Origin of the sequence: Fusobacterium sp. DD2, from assembly GCF_018205345.1 — a bacterium.
GTDB lineage: Bacteria > Fusobacteriota > Fusobacteriia > Fusobacteriales > Fusobacteriaceae > Fusobacterium_A.
Map to the genome: position 1 here is coordinate 1 of NZ_JADRHM010000119.1, position 1,580 is coordinate 1,580.

Sequence of the window (1,580 nt, forward strand, 5' to 3'; positions counted from 1 at the left end):
CAGATTTGAAAATAAGTTTTTAAAAATAATAAAAATAAAAAAAGAGTTGATTTTTATAGAAAAACTGCTATAATAAAGCTATGTAAAAAAAGTTTCAAAATAAAATTGTTTAAAAAATTTTTAACATATAAGGAGATTTTTATTAATGAAAAGAAAATTAAGTTTAACTACTAAGATTTTTATTGCGTTGGTTTTAGGTGTAGCCACAGGGCTTTTACTTTACCCTTTTAGGGAAAATCCATATGTAAGTAAGTATATCATCGGTTTTATATTTAATTTCTTGGGGAACGGGTTTATAAGAGCTATTAGAATGATTGTTGTACCTCTTGTATTCTTCTCACTTGTTGTTGGTGCAGCTGGAATAGAAGATGTTGCAAAGCTTGGGAGAATAGGAGTTAAGACTTTAGCTTTCTATCTTACTACTACAGCTATGGCAGTTGTATTAGCTCTTGTAGGAGGAAATATTATTAATCCTGGTAAAGGTGTAAGTCTTGGAACTGTAGCAAGTTCAGGAGTAAACATAACAGGGCCAAAACCTTTTGTAGAGATATTACTTAATATGATTCCTAGTAATCCAGTTGAGGCATTAGCTAAAGGCAATATGTTGCAAATCATTGTATTTGCTATTTTGGTTGGTATTTCTCTTTCAATCTTGGGGGAAAAAACATCAAGGATTAAGAAGATTTTTGAAGAGGGAAATACATTGAGTTTAAAGTTGGTAGAACTAGTAATGCGTATAGCACCTTATGGAGTATACGGACTTATTTCTAAAACATTTATCACTTTCGGTTTTGTAGCATTATTGCCATTATTTAAATATTTTATGGGAGTTGTAATAATTTTATTTATCCACTGTCTAATTACTTATCAGGGAATACTTGCATTAGTTGGAAGATATAATCCTATCAAGTTTTTAAAGAAATTTGCTCCTACTATGGTAGTTGCATTTTCTACAGCTTCAAGTAGTGCTGCTCTTCCATCATCACTTGAATGTATGCAAGAGACATTTGGAGTATCAAAATCTGTTTCATCATTTACAATCCCTTTAGGAAATACAATTAATATGGACGGTACAGCTGTTATGCAGGGAATTGCTACAATATTTATAGCACAGATCTATGGAATTGATCTTACTATGGGAAACTATATAACAGTTATTCTTACTGCTACACTTGCATCAATAGGTACAGCAGGAGTGCCTGGAGCTGGAGTTATAATGCTTGGTATGGTACTTACTGAAGTAGGACTTCCAATGGAAGGAATTGGTCTTGTAATGGGTATAGATAGATTCGTAGATATGTTCAGAACAATGATTAATGTTACAGGGGATGGAGTTTGTACAGTAGTTATAGCAAAAAGCGAAGGAGAGCAATTAAAACAGGCTTAGGGGAAATTTTAGATAAATTGTCATGAGGATAGTTGATTTTACAATTGAATATTTTATGGGGGAAAAGAAGAATAGGAAATTGAAAAATTGTGCATACATCCTCAAAAAGAGCGGTTATTGGGTATATAAAAACTCAGTAGCCGCTTTTTCATTATCTTGAATTGACGGACATTTTTGTAAAAGAAATAATTTC

General features: G+C 31.9%; 1 protein-coding gene. It reads left to right on the forward strand.

The genetic code is table 11. The features are described 5' to 3' along the window. Positions 1 to 145: 145 nt before the first annotated feature. Positions 146 to 1,387, forward strand: a complete 1,242-nt coding sequence (locus tag IX290_RS11345) for a dicarboxylate/amino acid:cation symporter (protein ID WP_211493303.1) — start codon at positions 146 to 148, stop codon at positions 1,385 to 1,387. Positions 1,388 to 1,580: the final 193 nt, after the last annotated feature.